Raw genomic sequence first — 12,883 nt, 5'->3', positions numbered from 1 at the left:
TGAAACTGACATTAACCGACTTTGCGCGCTTGCTGACACTGGTGTAATCCGGGCACAGGCCCATCCATTGTTTGCCGATCTGGCCAGCTGCGGTTTTCCCAGCCCTGCTGCTGACTATGTCGAGTCCGATCTGGATCTCCATGATTACTGCATACGGCATCCGAGCGCGACGTACTACCTGCGTGCCAGCGGAGACAGCATGGCCGACGGCAGTCTGTACAATGGCGATCTGCTGGTTGTGGACAGTGCTGAAAAGCCGCGGCACGGCGATATCGTTGTCGCCAGCATGCAGGGGGAGTTTACGGTGAAACGGCTTCTGCTGACGCCGCGACTGACGCTGCAGCCCATGAATGCCTCCTGGTCGCCGATTTATCCTGATCCCGACGAGCTGGATATCTTTGGCGTCGTCACGCATATCATCCACCGCCCGAGGGAGATGTACTGATGTTTGCCCTGGCCGATGTGAACAGCTTCTATGCCAGCTGTGAACGTGTTTTCCGCCCGGATTTGAAAGGAAAGCCGATAGTCGTCCTGAGCAACAACGACGGGAATGTAATCGCTCGCAGTGCCGAGGCGAAGCCCTGGATCAAAATGGGAACTCCGTGGTTTCAGATAAAAAACGAAAGATACCCGGAAAAAATATATGCGTTTTCAAGTAATTATGAACTTTACGCCTCGATATCGGCGCGCGTGATGAACTGCCTGGAGGAACTGGCCCCCAGGGTGGAACAGTATTCAATTGATGAGATGTTCCTCGACCTGACCGGCGTGGAGCACTGTATGGGGCTTGAGGACTTCGCCCGGCAGCTGCGTCAGCAGGTGTATGACTGTACCCGCCTGACCATTGGCGTGGGCGCCGGACCAACGAAAACCCTCGCAAAATCAGCCCAGTGGGCCTCAAAAGAGTGGAAACAGTTTCATGGCGTACTCGCTCTGACCAGGGGAAATCCGCAAAGGACGCGGAAACTGCTTTCACTGCAGCCGGTTGAAGAAATCTGGGGGGTGGGTAACCGTATTGCACGCAAGCTAAATGTGCTGGGCATAAAAACCGCGCTCGATCTGGCTCTGACGAACCCGGCCTTCATCCGCAAAAATTTTTCTGTCGTCCTTGAGCGAACGGTACGGGAACTGAACGGGGAAAGCTGCCTTTCGCTTGAGGAAGCCCCTCCGACGAAACAGCAAATTGTCTGCAGCCGCAGTTTTGGCGTGAAGATCACGGAGTACGAGTCACTCCGTCAGGCTATCTGTCAGCACGCAGAGCGGGCCTCTGAAAAACTGCGTAAAGAGCACCAGTATTGCCGGCATATTTCCGTTTTCATCAAAACGTCTCCGTTCGCCATTAAAGAGCCTTACTACGGCAACGTGGCTACGGAAAAACTTCTTACACCCACTCAGGACACCAGGGACATCATTGCAGCCGCTACAACGGCTCTGGAGCGTATCTGGAGGGATGGGCACCGGTATGCCAAAGCCGGAGTTATGCTGAATGACTTCACCGGCTCCGGAGTTTCGCAGCTGCAACTGTTCGACGAACGCCCGCCACGCCCTCACAGTGCTGAGCTGATGAGGGTTCTGGACGGGATCAACAACTCAGGGCTGGGTAAAGTATGGTTTGCGGGGCGGGGTATGGCCCCATAAGCGCTAACTTAAGGGTTGTGGTATTACGCCTGATATGATTTAACGTGCCGATGAATTACTCTCACGATAACTGGTCAGCAATTCTGGCCCATATTGGTAAGCCCGAAGAACTGGATACTTCGGCACGTAATGCCGGGGCTCTAACCCGCCGCCGCGAAATTCGTGATGCTGCAACTCTGCTACGTCTGGGGCTGGCTTACGGCCCCGGGGGGATGTCATTACGTGAAGTCACTGCATGGGCTCAGCTCCATGACGTTGCAACATTATCTGACGTGGCTCTCCTGAAGCGGCTGCGGAATGCCGCCGACTGGTTTGGCATACTTGCCGCACAAACACTTGCTGTACGCGCCGCAGTTACGGGTTGTACAAGCGGAAAGAGATTGCGTCTTGTCGATGGAACAGCAATCAGTGCGCCCGGGGGCGGCAGCGCTGAATGGCGACTACATATGGGATATGATCCTCATACCTGTCAGTTCACTGATTTTGAGCTAACCGACAGCAGAGACGCTGAACGGCTGGACCGATTTGCGCAAACGGCAGACGAGATACGCATTGCTGACCGGGGATTCGGTTCGCGTCCCGAATGTATCCGCTCACTTGCTTTTGGAGAAGCTGATTATATCGTCCGGGTTCACTGGCGAGGATTGCGCTGGTTAACTGCAGAAGGAATGCGCTTTGACATGATGGGTTTTCTGCGCGGGCTGGATTGCGGTAAGAACGGTGAAACCACTGTAATGATAGGCAATTCAGGTAATAAAAAAGCCGGAGCTCCCTTTCCGGCACGTCTCATTGCCGTATCACTTCCTCCCGAAAAAGCATTAATCAGTAAAACCCGACTGCTCAGCGAGAATCGTCGAAAAGGACGAGTAGTTCAGGCGGAAACGCTGGAAGCAGCGGGCCATGTGCTATTGCTAACATCATTACCGGAAGATGAATATTCAGCAGAGCAAGTGGCTGATTGTTACCGTCTGCGATGGCAAATTGAACTGGCTTTTAAGCGGCTCAAAAGTTTGCTGCACCTGGATGCTTTGCGTGCAAAGGAACCTGAACTCGCGAAAGCGTGGATATTTGCTAATCTACTCGCCGCATTTTTAATTGACGACATAATCCAGCCATCGCTGGATTTCCCCCCCAGAAGTGCCGGATCCGAAAAGAAGAACTAACTCGTTGTGGAGAATAACAAAAATGGTCATCTGGAGCTTACAGGTGGCCATTCGTGGGACAGTATCCCTGACAGCCTACAAAACGCAATTGAAGAACGCGAGGCATCGTCTTAACGAGGCACCGAGGCGTCGCATTCTTCAGATGGTTCAACCCTTAAGTTAGCGCTTATGGGTATGGCCCCGGAATGGCAGATGAAACGGGAGATGCTTTCTCCTGCTTATACGACACGATGGTCAGATATTCCTGCAGCGAAACTGGCGTGAAACTATGGCGATTTCACCGTGAAATTCTCAACCTAAACTGCCTAATTACAATAAGTTAGATGTGAAATCGCCATGGCGAAATTATTGACTCAAATTTCTGTCAAGGACTTCGTTGATAGCCTTGTCCAGTTCATCCTGAATCACTTTTGACATACGGCTAAACTCATAAGTCAGCGTGCGCCCTTTCACACGCTTACGCGCGAACTTGTCCTTTTCTTCAAAAGACCAGAGTGGGGAAACCACTGACTTTTCCTTGGGAGATGGATCTATCAATGCCTGAGATGCCTGAGAAATCAGCTTCAGAATACTGGCTTTCTGTTCGTCTTCTGGTCGCTCGCCATCACTCAAAATTGCATCGAGCTGAGCTGATACAGACTGAATGAGTTCTTCAGGCGTTAATCCCTTTTCACCGAGTTTTTCATTAACTTCTAAAAGAAGTTTATAATCACTAAACGATAGCTCCGACTGAACCGGGAACAGAGAAATTAAGTCTTGCGGTACGGCCGCCGCCTGCAGCGCCCTGGTAACTTTAGCCTGAGATAATCCCTCCAGTTCAGCAATTTCCTTTTGATTAAATCCGGACTCTTTAAGAGCGATCAATCTCAGACCAATCTCCCGAAGATTATGTTCTTTAGCTGTCTGGATATCTTTAGCCAGTTGGCGAGCTTCATCAGCTGATAAATGTTCTTCGGTAACCATTACATCAAGGCCTGTACGGACAAAAATTGCTGAGGCTCGCCGTCTTGAACCATCCAGTATCTCAATCCTTTCACTTTGCTTAATACCAATACAGGGAAAGAACTGCTGAAACTTAATCGTCTGGATAATGGATTTCAGAGACTCCCTGGTCAGTGCAAGTTGATCTCTTCCATTGTTTTCCTGGTTTACGAAGGTCTTACTTTCAACTTCAGATGCAGGCACCCGAACAAACCTGAACGTTACCTTCCTGCCGGTTTTTAAGGTAAATACCTGACTTCTACCGGTGTCAGCCATTTCGAGCATTGACGCCTGAGTATTTAACTGTCTGCCGATGGTTTTTCTTTTCTCATTCGACATCACATACCTCCGTTAGTACGAATGAACTCGATGCGATCAAAGACTGCCTTCGCAAAGTCTTCCGCTGCTGATTTTGCGCTTTTTAGTGCCTCTGTACTTCCATCATAGGTTGCTGGATTTGCTGAAATAACTGTGTCAAAAGTCTCCCCACAACGTTCGAAACCATCCAGTCTTGGCAGAACCATGTCTAGCATATCGGCACCGAAAACCTCTTTGGCCTGACTATGGCAAATTTTGTGATCAGACTTGTTCAGGATCTTGGACATGAAGCCGACATTACCGATGAGATTGCAGGTGTGCCCATCCATTTCGATGGAATCTATGAGGGCAGGGAGGCTGGCCACAAACTTCAGGGAAGAATGAAAATCAACCGTCGCCGGTGGAAGAGGGGTCAACATCAGGTCTGCCGCCCCAATGCAGTTTTTCAGGAACGCATCAAGGTGAGGACCACTATCAAGGAAAATAAAGTCGTAGTCATGCTGGAGCTTGTCGATAATGTTCTCTTTAAGCACCGCATGAATATTTTTCCCTGGCAGATGTTCTTCACACAATCCCTTCCAGCCTTCAGCAAGGAATGCATCGTCAATGGAAGCGGGGATTACATCAACACCAGGGATAATAGACGGTACTATAAAATCGGAAAGTAATTCTTCACGAGACACGTTCTGGAGCATGGCCTGAGCAGCCGTATTTTCAACCAAGCCCACTGAATTCTCATGGCTCAGGAACATTGTCAGAGATGCCTGCGGATCGAAATCGATGGCCAGAATACGCAGGTCTTCGAACAGAAGCTGAGGATGAGCTCGAAAAGCATGTGATAATGAAGCGGTAGAAACTGTCTTGGAACCACCACCTTTAAGATTACATACAAAAATCGTAAAGGCTTTATCGAAGCGATCCCTGTACTTCGGTACTTTACGATGGTTATACAGATCGATGACATTCTGAATCGTCATCGCGTATTTCATCGTATTACCAGAAGGTTTCTTTTTAAAAATGTAGCCACCGGCTTCCATTTCGGACACAGCATACTCAACACTGCCTTTACTGAGCTTAGGCAGCTTATACAGAGCGGCTTTGCTGTATTCCTGATAGAACTCGGTAAGCTTCAATTCCTCTTTTTGCTGTCGGATACTTTCGCTCAAAGATGTCAGAAGCTTACCTGCACGTGTAGCGACTTTCCGTAACTGCTCAATATTGTCCATTTATCACCTCATGACGTTTTTTGTCATTTTGAACAAAAAGTGTCATGTTGCAAGAAAAAAATCATATTGTTTTGATTTCGCTCTCAACAGAAGGGGGATGAAGCTCGACGGGCGTGCTACTAAATCACACTGCAGCAACACGCAGACGCACTTTTGACCATCAACAGCAACTCATACAAAAGGGCTTTGAGAAAGGTATTCAACTTGCAAGACAGGAGAGTCATTCAGAAGGATTCTGATTTTAGTTACGACCAGTGCAATGCTGAGCCTTATGTATCAGCGCTCGCCGCAGCCATGTAACCGAGCGTAGCGAGCGAACTGGCGAGGAAGCGAAGAGGAACCGTTCCGGCAGATAGCTCTTACGCTCAGCACAAGAAGAGTTTTCCATCCTCTGTGGGAAACAGGTCAACTTTAATGGACGCTCCGGACTATGGGAAACAGGTCAACTTCGCGGACGGCCCGGACTATGGGAAACAGGTCAACTTCACGGGCGGCCGGGAGTGTGGGGAACAGGTCAACTTCGCGGACGGCCCGGATTATGGGAAACAGGTCAACTTCGCGGGCGGCCGGGAGTGTGGGGAACAGGTCAACTTCGCGGACGGCCCGGACTAAGGGAAACAGGTCAGCTTCTCGGACGGCCCGGACTATGGGAAACAGGTCAACTTCTCGGACGGTCGGGAGTGTGGGAAACAGGTCAACTCCGCGTACGGCCCGGACTGTGGGAAACAGGTCAACTTTGCAGACGGCCGGGACTGTGGGAAACAGGTCAACTTTGCAGACGACCGGGACTGTGGGAAACAGGTCAACTCCGCAGACGGCCCGGACTGTGGGAAACAGGTCAACTACGCAGACAGCCGCGATTGCGGGAAACAGGTCAAGTTAGGCAAGCACTATGGGAAACACAGCAAGTTCAGTATCCCCCCATATGTCAGCAACAAACTAAGGGGGGAGGAAATAAAAATTACAGACTATTGTTTTTTATCAAGAAAATTAAACAGCAAGCGACCATCTTCTTCAGTGGTATATGTTACCTTTAATGGCGTCTTCTCATTAATTTTCTTCAGAGCAGGTTCCAGGAAGGTACGCTTCATTTCAGCAATATTGTTTTTCTGCGAGGCAGGGAGCATAAACCTTTCACATAACCAGTCATGTGTGGTGATCCAGACACCAGTGCTCCGGAACTGACACAGGCTTTCATAAAGCCGGATGACACGAACACTATTAAGCTGGCCACAGTCATAGAGAGAATAGGTAGTGAACTGGGAGGTTAAGCCGACCAGGAATGGCATGACCTTGTAGTTAAATTCAATCTGCCAGGAACCCCGGCCTCGCTTCATTCCTGCTTCAGCCAGCCACGGACGTTTAACTTCTTCAAACTCACCTTCTTTTGGATAAAAGGTAACCGTTGATTCGCCCAGAGCATTTACCCCAGCCTTCACATCACGACTGGCGACAGACGTAGCGACATTGAAGTATTTGACGTAATCGGAAACGCTGATTTTGAAGAGCGGCAATACGTCAGAGTCATCTTCCTGGCTGTCATTAAAATAGGCCTGCATGAGGCATAACCACAGCACACGTTTTGCCTGAAGAGGCAGGTAATATGCAGCTTCGGTCAATTCGTTAGATTGCTTTATACTGGCGCGTTTTTTAAACGTTTTAGTAGCTGGCAAGAGTGCTTGAGTATCCATTTCAATGCCTATGGGTAAATTTTTACCCACCCATAATGACAGTGAAAACAGAAATTGCAAGCTATCGCGATACTTATCCACCGGAAAAATCTGCACTTTATCCACAAGTGGATAATTGAGAACTGAACTTGACCTATTTCCCATAGCTTGTTGATGCGTATCCCATAGCTTGTTGACACAAAACCCACTGATACGTGATTAATTTCCCATATTATGTTTACCAGTTGCCCATACAGGCCCCCTCTCAGGCCGCACTGTACGCGGCTTTCAGGCTCCCTAAAAGATGTAAAATAAAGAAAAAGAATAAAAAAGTACTTTATAAAAATATGCCCGTGGATAAGTGGATAACCCCGAGGGGAGGTGATTTTTCAGGCATTGAGCGTAAGCAGAATTTATAAGTTTTGTTCCCTGGTGCTTCCTCGCTCACTCGGGGCTTCGCCCTGTCGCTCGACTGCGGCGAGCACTGCTGGCTCGATCATATCCGTGGCCGGAAGATACTACTCCTCCCCCGAGTCGCTCTCCAGAGCCGGCTACAGCGAGACAACCCGCACGAAGATTTCTATCGTCCCTGCAGACATATTCGAATCGTTTTTATTAACCCTGGCTTCCGTCGTGACAGAACACTACGTCCTGTAAAAGGGGGACTAAGGCCCCTGAATCACACACCTGAAATTAATGGCACTGTTGCAAATAGTCGGTGGTGATAAACTTATCATCCCCTTTTGCTGATGGAGCTGCACATGAACCCATTCAAAGGCCGGCATTTTCAGCGTGACATCATTCTGTGGGCCGTACGCTGGTACTGCAAATACGGCATCAGTTACCGTGAGCTGCAGGAGATGCTGGTTGAACGCGGAGTGAATGTCGATCACTCCACGATTTACCGCTGGGTTCAGCGTTATGCGCCTGAAATGGAAAAACGGCTGCGCTGGTACTGGCGTAACCCTTCCGATCTTTGCCCGTGGCACATGGATGAAACCTACGTGAAGGTCAATGGCCGCTGGGCGTATCTGTACCGGGCCGTCGACAGCCGGGGCCGCACTGTCGATTTTTATCTCTCCTCCCGTCGTAACAGCAAAGCTGCATACCGGTTTCTGGGTAAAATCCTCAACAACGTGAAGAAGTGGCAGATCCCGCGATTCATCAACACGGATAAAGCGCCCGCCTATGGTCGCGCGCTTGCTCTGCTCAAACGCGAAGGCCGGTGCCCGTCTGACGTTGAACACCGACAGATTAAGTACCGGAACAACGTGATTGAATGCGATCATGGCAAACTGAAACGGATAATCGACGCCACGCTGGGATTTAAATCCATGAAGACGGCTTACGCCACCATCAAAGGTATTGAGGTGATGCGTGCACTACGCAAAGGCCAGGCCTCAGCATTTTATTATGGTGATCCCCTGGGCGAAATGCGCCTAGTAAGCAGAGTTTTTGAAATGTAAGGCCTTTGAATAAGACAAAAGGCTGCCTCATCGCTAACTTTGCAACAGTGCCTTGGTCCGAAATATGCGTATAAATCTGCACGCCAGGCTCCTGACCGTATTTCAGATTGACCTGACCCGCATAACGCCCGTGACTCCCCGCCCGAAAGTTTTGTCCGTCAGACGATGACGTTGATCCATCGCCCCAGAATGCTGCCAGAGGCCGTTTTTTCTGAGCATTAACCAACTCGGCCAGCGCAGCTGAATAGGTTTCATCCCTGATGTACCATGCCTGGATGCCCTCAAGTGACGATTTTGTCGTTCCCGGACAGGATTCGGCCATTTTTGTCAGCCCAAGGTTGATGCCATCTGCCAGGATGGTAGTCAGTAACAACATTCTGTCTTTAGGTCTGACGTGATTATTTTTGAGATGTGTGAAATGGCGGGTAAAACCTGTCCAGCCGTCCACTTCATCCAGCATTTCAGTAATTTTAGGGTGAGGCAGCATGCCATAAACCAGATCGCCAAAAGGAGATGCTGCTGAAGGGACACTGTTATCCAACGGGGTAATTTTCACGCCTTTATCCGATATATCAACATCGGGCAAATCACCGGCCAGCGCCATCGCATTGACTTCCTCCAGGCGCGATGCCAGAAGCGTCATACGGCTCTTGATGTATTCATGGCAATCGGTCGGAACAGTAAGGGGTAGCTGGTTATCCCGGAGGGATTTGTCAAAATCGCCAGACGGGATCAGATAATCATCGAAATTCCTGTAGCGGCGAGAGCCCTTTACCCATATGTCACCTGAACGTAAGGCTCCCTTTAGTTCATTCAGCACGCAAAATTCGTAATATTTTCGGTCAATGCCGGTGGGAGTGATCACAACTTTTCTCCAGCTTTCCGGGATGAACCCGGTTGGCGCGGAAGGCGGTACTTTTCGGAGTTGTTTTCGATACATCTCTCTGACGGTATCCAGTGCGTCACTGAGCGGCATTGCGGCGGGTGCAGCCCTGAACTGCAACGCGGACAGCATCCGGGGGGCGTATTTACGCAGCGTACTGTATTTTTCGGTGATTAGATGCAACGGGTCGAAGTTGTCCTTACGTGACAGGAACCGCGTCTCTTCCACGCTGTTGATGAATTCCTGCCAGGGAAGGACGTCTTCTATTGCGGCCCAGGGGTCTTCCCCGGATTCTCTGGCGTTAAGCAATGCCTGCCCGACGGTAACGTATTGCTTCAGCTTACTCTGAATCAGCTTTCCCGTTTGCTGGAGCCGTTCGGCCTGCGTACGTTTTGCCCTGCTGAACAGACTACCCAGAATACGCTCGTGCAGATCAATAACTTCGTCAGTCAGGGTGGCCCTGGCCTCCGATATTATACAAACCAGTGAAGCATAACGGCGAACATCCGTAAATTTTGCCAGGTCCCGGCTACTCATTTTCCTGCCTTCGCGTGCGAGTTTCAGGAGCCGGTTCTGGTGAACGGAAAGCGCAATACCGTCAGGCAGAGCCAGCGACTCTATCGCATTTAATCGGTCGATATGTTGCAGGACATTTTTGCCATTAATTTTTCCCGGGGGCTGAAGCAGCCAGGCCAGCCGTGAGGGTTGTTCACCTTCTGAGATCAGCAGACGGTCCAGAGCCGCTTTTTGCTCCGGTTCAAGCGGCGCAGTCAGTGCGGAAAAAACTGCCCTGTCGGCAAGCGTTGCTGCTTCAGCCAGAGTTCGTTCGATGACCTCAACAGAGGGAAAAATAACCTTATTATTGTGGAGCCAGGAGAGCATTTCCTCTGCAAGTAAAAAACCTCTGTCTGTCCGCATGGCGTGGGGATAAAGGTGGCGAATGCAGTTTTTTTGCAGTGCCCGGTTGAATGGAGATAATTCCAGGTAGCGGTAGAGTTCAGCCAGATGTTCCCAGCGAGTGACCTCTCTTGATGCGTACTCGCTCCACAAATCAGACTGAAGTTTCAAATGAGCCGCCAGCCGGGAGACAACACCGTCGTGAGGGGATATATTTTTGTCGGGAGGAAACCCCGGTCCCCGCAAATAGCAGAGTAAAACAGCAAAGCCCAGGCGGTTAGCTGGCCTGCGGTGTTTATTAATAAGCGCGAGGTCATGTTCACTCAAAAAGCACATGCGGGTCAGAAGAACGTCATCATCCGATACAACCAACAAGCGTTCTTTTTCTTCACTACTGAGTATGTGTCTCCGTGGCATAAATGCTTCCTCTGCATATAGTTCATTGTAGTTATCGTTTTGCACTGACCGAAACCGGTCGGTTTCGTACACCAGGCTGACAATGTGTCCGAAAGTCGGTGAAATGAATTTCGTACATGCGCTATAATTCGGACACCCTTTACGTACGGAAAGTTGCGCTATGTCACGAGTTTTTGCCTACTGTCGTGTCTCTACCCTGGAGCAGACAACCGAAAATCAGCGAAGAGAAATTGAGGCGGCTGGTTTCTCTGTTAAATCTCAGAGACTGATTGAAGAACACATCAGTGGCTCAGTTGCCGCCAGTGAGCGGCCAGGGTTTTCTAAACTGCTCGACCGTATGGAAAATGGCGACGTGCTGATTGTCACCAAACTTGACCGCCTGGGACGCAATGCGATGGATATCAGAAAAACGGTGGAACAACTGGCTGCTTCAGATATTCGCGTTCATTGCCTAGCCTTGGGCGGGGTGGATCTGACCAGCCCGGCAGGAAAAATGACCATGCAGGTCATCTCTGCTGTGGCGGAATTTGAAAGAGATTTGCTGCTTGAGCGTACGCACTCTGGTATCGCGCGAGCAAAAGCAGCCGGAAAACGGTTTGGACGTCCTTCAGTACTGAAGGAAGAACAGCAACTTACGGTAATTGCACGGATTAACGCCGGAATAAGTATCAGCGCCATTGCGCGGGAATTTAATACTACCCGGCAAACCATACTCCGGGTAAAGGCAGGGCAGCAATAATCCTGAGTGTAAATACAGCTCAAAACCTCTTAGCTGGACGGTCTGCTATGTGCCAGGAGCGGACGCTGCTAGTAGATCGGTACAGTGAGTAGCGGGATGCAGGTCACAGTCACTATCGCTGTTAATAAAAACATGTTTTAAAAAACAGTATTGACCGCAAATCTCAAATAAGTAAATTAGTACTCAGCAGCACAATGAAAGTGGTTAGTCAGTTAGTGAATAGAAAGAAGTTCTGGGTTAAGCCATTTTGCTTTACAGGCCACGAAGTTTGTTGTTTGGGATGTAGTTAGGGAAGGTGCGAATAAGCGGGGAAATTCTTCTCGGCTGACTCAGTCATTTCATTTCTTCATGTTTGAGCCGATTTTTTCTCCCGTAAATGCCTTGAATCAGCCTATTTAGACCGTTTCTTCGCCATTTAAGGCGTTATCCCCAGTTTTTAGTGAGATCTCTCCCACTGACGTATCATTTGGTCCGCCCGAAACAGGTTGGCCAGCGTGAATAACATCGCCAGTTGGTTATCGTTTTTCAGCAACCCCTTGTATCTGGCTTTCACGAAGCCGAACTGTCGCTTGATGATGCGAAATGGGTGCTCCACCCTGGCCCGGATGCTGGCTTTCATGTATTCGATGTTGATGGCCGTTTTGTTCTTGCGTGGATGCTGTTTCAAGGTTCTTACCTTGCCGGGGCGCTCGGCGATCAGCCAGTCCACATCCACCTCGGCCAGCTCCTCGCGCTGTGGCGCCCCTTGGTAGCCGGCATCGGCTGAGACAAATTGCTCCTCTCCATGCAGCAGATTACCCAGCTGATTGAGGTCATGCTCGTTGGCCGCGGTGGTGACTAGGCTGTGGGTCAGGCCACTCTTGGCATCGACACCAATGTGGGCCTTCATGCCAAAGTGCCACTGATTGCCTTTCTTGGTCTGATGCATCTCCGGATCGCGTTGCTGCTCTTTGTTCTTGGTCGAGCTGGGTGCCTCAATGATGGTGGCATCGACCAAGGTGCCTTGAGTCATCATGACGCCTGCTTCGGCCAGCCAGCGATTGATGGTCTTGAACAATTGGCGGGCCAGTTGATGCTGCTCCAGCAGGTGGCGGAAATTCATGATGGTGGTGCGGTCCGGCAAGGCGCTATCCAGGGATAACCGGGCAAACAGACGCATGGAGGCGATTTCGTACAGAGCATCTTCCATCGCGCCATCGCTCAGGTTGTACCAATGCTGCATGCAGTGAATGCGTAGCATGGTTTCCAGCGGATAAGGTCGCCGGCCATTACCAGCCTTGGGGTAAAACGGCTCGATGACTTCCACCATGTTTTGCCATGGCAGAATCTGCTCCATGCGGGACAAGAAAATCTCTTTTCTGGTCTGACGGCGCTTACTGCTGAATTCACTGTCGGCGAAGGTAAGTTGATGACTCATGATGAACCCTGTTCTATGGCTCCAGATGACAAACATGATCTCATATCAGGGACTTGTTCGCACCTTCC

At 50.1% G+C, this 12,883-nt stretch carries 9 protein-coding genes and 3 pseudogenes; 7 read left to right on the top strand and 5 right to left on the bottom strand.

Annotated features, from left to right (window positions below):
• The first annotated feature begins 46 nt into the window (after positions 1-46).
• The 4 genes and pseudogenes from umuD to V6940_RS22385 all read left to right on the top strand — a co-directional run.
• A complete protein-coding gene (gene umuD, locus V6940_RS22400; RefSeq protein WP_161997604.1) occupies positions 47-445 on the top strand; it encodes a translesion error-prone DNA polymerase V autoproteolytic subunit in 399 nt (132 codons plus the stop codon).
• Positions 445-1,632 (top strand): annotated as a pseudogene (umuC, locus tag V6940_RS22395) (translesion error-prone DNA polymerase V subunit UmuC); the annotation flags it as partial. The gene umuD and the pseudogene umuC, both read left to right, overlap by 1 nt.
• A gap of 56 nt (positions 1,633-1,688) precedes the next feature.
• A complete protein-coding gene (locus V6940_RS22390; RefSeq protein ID WP_001300563.1) occupies positions 1,689-2,801 on the top strand; it encodes an IS4-like element IS421 family transposase in 1,113 nt (370 codons plus the stop codon).
• A 171-nt stretch (positions 2,802-2,972) separates the two neighbouring features.
• Positions 2,973-3,065, top strand: a pseudogene (locus V6940_RS22385) (DUF4113 domain-containing protein); the annotation flags it as partial.
• 81 nt (positions 3,066-3,146) lie between these two features.
• On the opposite strand, the gene V6940_RS22380 reads toward V6940_RS22385, so the two are convergent.
• Positions 3,147-4,121 carry a ParB family protein gene (locus V6940_RS22380; RefSeq protein ID WP_000064120.1) on the bottom strand — a complete coding sequence of 325 codons (975 nt, stop codon included), beginning with the start codon at positions 4,119-4,121 and terminating at the stop codon, positions 3,147-3,149.
• Complete coding sequence (locus V6940_RS22375) at positions 4,121-5,326, bottom strand: AAA family ATPase (RefSeq protein WP_000368714.1); 1,206 nt, start codon at positions 5,324-5,326, stop codon at positions 4,121-4,123. Before V6940_RS22375 ends, V6940_RS22380 begins: the two co-directional genes overlap by 1 nt.
• 414 nt (positions 5,327-5,740) lie before the next feature.
• Between V6940_RS22375 and V6940_RS22370 the strand changes: the two genes are divergently transcribed.
• Positions 5,741-5,938: a hypothetical protein gene (locus V6940_RS22370; protein ID WP_044296379.1), complete on the top strand. Its 198-nt coding sequence runs from the start codon at positions 5,741-5,743 to the stop codon at positions 5,936-5,938.
• A gap of 356 nt (positions 5,939-6,294) precedes the next feature.
• On the opposite strand, the gene V6940_RS22365 is transcribed toward V6940_RS22370, so the two are convergent.
• Positions 6,295-7,161 carry a replication initiation protein gene (locus V6940_RS22365; protein ID WP_333497376.1) on the bottom strand — a complete coding sequence of 289 codons (867 nt, stop codon included), beginning with the start codon at positions 7,159-7,161 and terminating at the stop codon, positions 6,295-6,297.
• Positions 7,162-7,757: 596 nt separating this feature from the next.
• Here V6940_RS22365 and V6940_RS22360 point away from each other — a divergent pair.
• Positions 7,758-8,462: an IS6-like element IS26 family transposase gene (locus V6940_RS22360; RefSeq protein ID WP_089639297.1), complete on the top strand. Its 705-nt coding sequence runs from the start codon at positions 7,758-7,760 to the stop codon at positions 8,460-8,462.
• 52 nt (positions 8,463-8,514) lie between these two features.
• Here V6940_RS22360 and V6940_RS22355 read toward each other — a convergent pair.
• A pseudogene (locus tag V6940_RS22355) lies at positions 8,515-10,659 on the bottom strand (Tn3 family transposase); the annotation flags it as partial.
• A 160-nt stretch (positions 10,660-10,819) separates the two neighbouring features.
• Between V6940_RS22355 and V6940_RS22350 the strand changes: the two are divergent.
• A complete protein-coding gene (locus V6940_RS22350; protein ID WP_172730777.1) occupies positions 10,820-11,398 on the top strand; it encodes a recombinase family protein in 579 nt (192 codons plus the stop codon).
• A 436-nt stretch (positions 11,399-11,834) separates the two neighbouring features.
• On the opposite strand, the gene V6940_RS22345 is transcribed toward V6940_RS22350, so the two are convergent.
• On the bottom strand, positions 11,835-12,815 hold the full coding sequence (locus tag V6940_RS22345) for an IS5-like element IS5 family transposase (protein WP_000019403.1): 981 nt from the start codon (positions 12,813-12,815) through the stop codon (positions 11,835-11,837).
• Between the last annotated feature and the right edge of the window lie 68 nt (positions 12,816-12,883).

The organism is Kluyvera sp. CHPC 1.251 (genome assembly GCF_036759945.1).
Classification (GTDB): domain Bacteria; phylum Pseudomonadota; class Gammaproteobacteria; order Enterobacterales; family Enterobacteriaceae; genus Kluyvera; species Kluyvera sichuanensis.
This window is presented reverse-complemented; position numbering and strand designations above follow the sequence as displayed.

What these genes read in the sequence shown, in the direction of transcription:
- V6940_RS22390 (WP_001300563.1), top strand. Translation starts at nt 1,689, where the DNA reads ATGAATTACTCTCACGATAACTGGTCAGCAATTCTGGCCCATATTGGT.
- V6940_RS22380 (WP_000064120.1), bottom strand. Translation starts at nt 4,121, where the DNA reads ATGTCGAATGAGAAAAGAAAAACCATCGGCAGACAGTTAAATACTCAG.
- V6940_RS22375 (WP_000368714.1), bottom strand. Translation starts at nt 5,326, where the DNA reads ATGGACAATATTGAGCAGTTACGGAAAGTCGCTACACGTGCAGGTAAG.
- V6940_RS22370 (WP_044296379.1), top strand. Translation starts at nt 5,741, where the DNA reads ATGGACGCTCCGGACTATGGGAAACAGGTCAACTTCGCGGACGGCCCG.
- V6940_RS22365 (WP_333497376.1), bottom strand. Translation starts at nt 7,161, where the DNA reads ATGGGAAATAGGTCAAGTTCAGTTCTCAATTATCCACTTGTGGATAAA.
- V6940_RS22360 (WP_089639297.1), top strand. Translation starts at nt 7,758, where the DNA reads ATGAACCCATTCAAAGGCCGGCATTTTCAGCGTGACATCATTCTGTGG.
- V6940_RS22350 (WP_172730777.1), top strand. Translation starts at nt 10,820, where the DNA reads ATGTCACGAGTTTTTGCCTACTGTCGTGTCTCTACCCTGGAGCAGACA.
- V6940_RS22345 (WP_000019403.1), bottom strand. Translation starts at nt 12,815, where the DNA reads ATGAGTCATCAACTTACCTTCGCCGACAGTGAATTCAGCAGTAAGCGC.